This window comes from Trinickia symbiotica, assembly GCF_002934455.1.
Classification (GTDB): Bacteria; Pseudomonadota; Gammaproteobacteria; order Burkholderiales; family Burkholderiaceae; genus Trinickia; species Trinickia symbiotica.
In genome coordinates, this window is the sequence record NZ_PTIR01000051.1 from 1 (window position 1) to 3,522 (window position 3,522).

4 protein-coding genes, 1 tRNA gene and 1 pseudogene are annotated in these 3,522 nt (G+C 61.9%); 2 read left to right on the top strand and 4 right to left on the bottom strand.

Features of this window, described 5'->3' with window-relative positions:
- The 4 genes and pseudogenes from B0G57_RS30590 to B0G57_RS30605 form a co-directional block, all read right to left on the bottom strand.
- A pseudogene (locus B0G57_RS30590) lies at positions 1–146 on the bottom strand (IS66-like element accessory protein TnpA); the annotation flags it as partial.
- A gap of 46 nt (positions 147–192) precedes the next feature.
- A complete protein-coding gene (locus B0G57_RS30595) occupies positions 193–897 on the bottom strand; it encodes a hypothetical protein (RefSeq protein ID WP_018443580.1) in 705 nt (234 codons plus the stop codon).
- A 220-nt stretch (positions 898–1,117) separates the two neighbouring features.
- Positions 1,118–1,194: transfer RNA gene (locus B0G57_RS30600), tRNA-Pro, on the bottom strand.
- Positions 1,195–1,342: 148 nt separating this feature from the next.
- Positions 1,343–2,335: a polyprenyl synthetase family protein gene (locus B0G57_RS30605; protein WP_026230209.1), complete on the bottom strand. Its 993-nt coding sequence runs from the start codon at positions 2,333–2,335 to the stop codon at positions 1,343–1,345.
- Positions 2,336–2,756: 421 nt separating this feature from the next.
- Here B0G57_RS30605 and rplU point away from each other — a divergent pair, with 421 nt between their 5' ends.
- Entirely contained in the window at positions 2,757–3,068 is a 312-nt protein-coding gene (gene rplU / locus B0G57_RS30610; RefSeq protein WP_018443583.1) for a 50S ribosomal protein L21, read from the top strand.
- 24 nt (positions 3,069–3,092) lie between these two features.
- Positions 3,093–3,356 carry a 50S ribosomal protein L27 gene (rpmA, locus tag B0G57_RS30615; protein WP_018443584.1) on the top strand — a complete coding sequence of 88 codons (264 nt, stop codon included), beginning with the start codon at positions 3,093–3,095 and terminating at the stop codon, positions 3,354–3,356.
- Positions 3,357–3,522: the final 166 nt, after the last annotated feature.

Sequence of the window (3,522 nt, forward strand, 5' to 3'; positions counted from 1 at the left end):
TTCAACGCCAGTCCGGCAATTGACGCGCCCGGCTGCAGGCAGGCGTCAATCAGCTTGCGCTTACCCTCAGCGTCAAACTTGCGCTTGCCTGCCGCCGTCACGCCGGTCACCCGCAGGGGAAGGAAATCAACTTCGTTCTGTGTCATCGGTTGCGTCCGCAAGTTGTAGTTGCGGACGCAAGCCTGCGCTCGTTCAGCTTCCGATTCTAGGTGCGCTTAAATTCGCGCTTACGTTGAACTCTGCCGGATGGCCCGCTCTTGGCGGGATTAAAACAACGTCGATATGAGCGGCATGCTCATCGACACCTTCGGCCGCCGGCTCGTTGAGAATCTCGTCGAGCTTGATTGACGCTGCGCCAGAGAGCCCGCGTCGGCCGTGGTGTGTGTGCCATCCGTGCGCCCGTCGGCTTGCGCAGCGTTGCGTTAGCGACCTTGGGGTGCGGATTCGGGTGGCTGGCCACAATCTCTCGCAGGTCCTGCCGCTCGAGGCCGGCGTCGTCCAGCCATCCGTTGATTTTGTATGCCTCGACCTCGAAGCTCTTGTGCCGGGCACTTCTTCGCGCAGGTAGCGAATCAGCAGGTCCGCGAGCGTGGTCTTCTTTGCCCTAGCGTAGTCGATGAAGAGGGAGTGGCGCTGCTCGCTCTCGAGCCGCTGCTTGATGTCGTTGGCTTCCTGTTCGCTGGAGGCGACCAGGGTCTGGTTTTTGTTGGACACGCTGCGGGTGCGGACGACGAAGTAATTGTCGAGGCGCGACAGCTTCGGCTTGAGTCGCTGGGCTATCAGCGACTGGCAATAGGCCTCGGCCTTTTTCCTGGCGCTGTGAGCGAAGTTCTGCGTGAGGTCGTCGCGATGCTTGACCGTGACCTGATAGCGCGAGCGGTTCTCGATGGACGCCATGGTCCGTACTCCAGTGGTTGCGGAGCACGGTATACCTCGGGCGAGGGACCATGATTTTGGCCGGCGCACGTTAAGAGCGAAAGTCCCCGCAGGTGCAGGCACATCTCGCTCGCCACTTTCTTTCCGGTGGCGAACGGGTGGCGATTGCCACCGATTTGCCACTAACGCCCGGCACAAACAAAAACAGCGGGCATCTAGCCCGCTGTTTCTAAGGAAATTCTGGTCGGGGTGAGAGGATTCGAACCTCCGGCCTCTACGTCCCGAACGTAGCGCTCTACCAGGCTAAGCTACACCCCGAAATTTGACGCTCGAAGCGAACGTTCGGCGACAATGGGAGCCGCATATCCGTCGAGCAAGACCGCCATTCTAACAGCGTTTCCGCGTGAAGGGAATGGCCGTATCGAGAAATCGCCGGCGGCGGGCAAACCGCCACCGCTTCGCCAGCCTACGATTGCCGTGCCGTCGAATACGCGCAAAGCTCCAGCAGGCTTTCCTTGTACACGGACTCGGGGAACGACGCGATCGCCGCAGCGGCGGCCTGCGCCTCGCGTCGCGCGCACTCGAGCGTGTGATCGAGCGCGCCCGAGCGCGTAATTGCCTCGTAGATCGTTTCGAACCGATCCGTGCCGCCCTGCTCGATCGCTTGCCGGGCAAGCGCCGACTGCTCGGACGTGCCGCGCTCGATCAAATAGATGAGCGGCAGCGTCGGCTTGCCTTCGCGCAGGTCGTCGCCGGCGTTCTTCCCCATCGATTCGGCCGTGCCCGTGTAATCGAGCCAGTCGTCCATGATCTGGAACGCCGTGCCGATGCGCCGGCCGAACTCGGCCGCCGCCGCCTCCGTGGTCGCATCCGCGCCCGCCAGCACCGCGCCGAGCTGTGCCGCCGCCTCGAAGAGCTTCGCCGTCTTGTAGCGAATCACCTGCATATAGCGGCCTTCGTCCACATCGGCATCGTGCATGTTGAGCAGCTGGAGCACTTCGCCTTCGGAGATGATGTTCGTCGCCTCCGACAGAATCTCCATGATGCGCATCTTGCCGACGCTCACCATCATCTGGAACGAACGCGAGTAGAGAAAATCGCCGACGAGCACGCTCGCCGCGTTGCCGAAGAGCGCGTTGGCCGTCTTGCGGCCGCGCCGCAGGTCCGACTCGTCGACGACATCGTCGTGCAGCAGCGTGGCCGTATGAATGAACTCAACGACGGCCGCGAGCTCGTGCCGATGGGCCGTGGTATCGCCGAGCGCGCGCGCCACGAGCAGAAGCAGCGCCGGCCGCAGCCGCTTGCCGCCCGCTCCGATGATGTATTCGGAGATCTGATTGATCAGCATCACCTCCGAGGCCAAACGTTGCCGAATGACGCGATTGACCTGCTCCATGTCCTCCGTGATGGGGGCGAGCAGGTTGGCGGCGCTGGGAGAAGAGGTGGCAGTCGACGACATGATGAAGAAATAGGGTAGTGCCGCGGATTATAAAGGCTTCTCACCGCGTCCGAGGGATCGCCGGATGATGCTGGCGCCGTGAAACCGGTGCCGGCCGAACTGCTCGCATTGGCTTCGGCACGAAGTCCATGCGGACAGCGCGCGGGGCGAAACGGTGTGAAGAATCGCCGCGACGGAACATTGCTTCGAAATTCGGGGGCGTATCGACACTCGCCGCGCAGTCGACGGATAGCCAGCAAGTTTTTGACCGCGCAGCTAAGCCTATGTATAATCACGCGTTTCCCATGCACGGTGCATGGGGCGCCGCCCGTCGGGTGCAGCATCGTTTTCCGATCGGAGCGTCAGGTGCGGAGTCTGGAAGCAGATCCGCGAAGCTCGAGGAAGCGAAGATGCGGCGGCAGACAACAGAGTGAGGTTCTCAATGTACGCGGTCATAAAAACCGGTGGCAAGCAATACAAGGTTGCCGTCGGCGAAAAATTGAAAGTAGAACAGATACCGGCAGACATTGACGCTGAAATCACGCTCGACCAGGTTCTCGCAGTGGGCGAAGGCGAATCGATTCAATTCGGTACGCCGCTGGTCAGTGGGGCTTCCGTCAAAGCTACCGTCGTATCCCACGGTCGGCATCCCAAAGTGACGATCTTCAAGATGCGTCGCCGGAAGCACTACCAGAAGCACGCTGGCCACCGCCAGAACTACACCGAACTGCGCATCGACGCCATCAACGCGTAAGCGCACGGGTCAAGGAGCAATCAGATGGCACACAAAAAGGCAGGCGGGTCTTCCCGCAACGGCCGCGACTCCGAGTCGAAACGCCTCGGCGTGAAGGTCTACGGCGGCCAGGCGATCAACGCGGGCGGCATCATCGTGCGTCAGCGCGGCACGCGCATGCACGCCGGCGAGAACGTCGGCATGGGCAAGGACCATACGCTGTTCGCGCTCGTCGACGGTCACGTCAAGTTCACGACGAAAGGCATCGATAAGAAGCACACGGTCGTCGTCATCCCCGCCGCGGCCTGACGTCCGATTCGGCACGGGTGCGACAACCGAAAGAAGGGCCCCGCGTAGTTGGCGGGGCCTTTTTTTTCATTGTGCGCCCGGCAGGGCGCATTCACTTGGAGGTGAAAGTCCTCTACACGCCCGGCAAGGGGAAGTGTTAGCCGGAGGCAAGGGTGTCGCGGGCGAC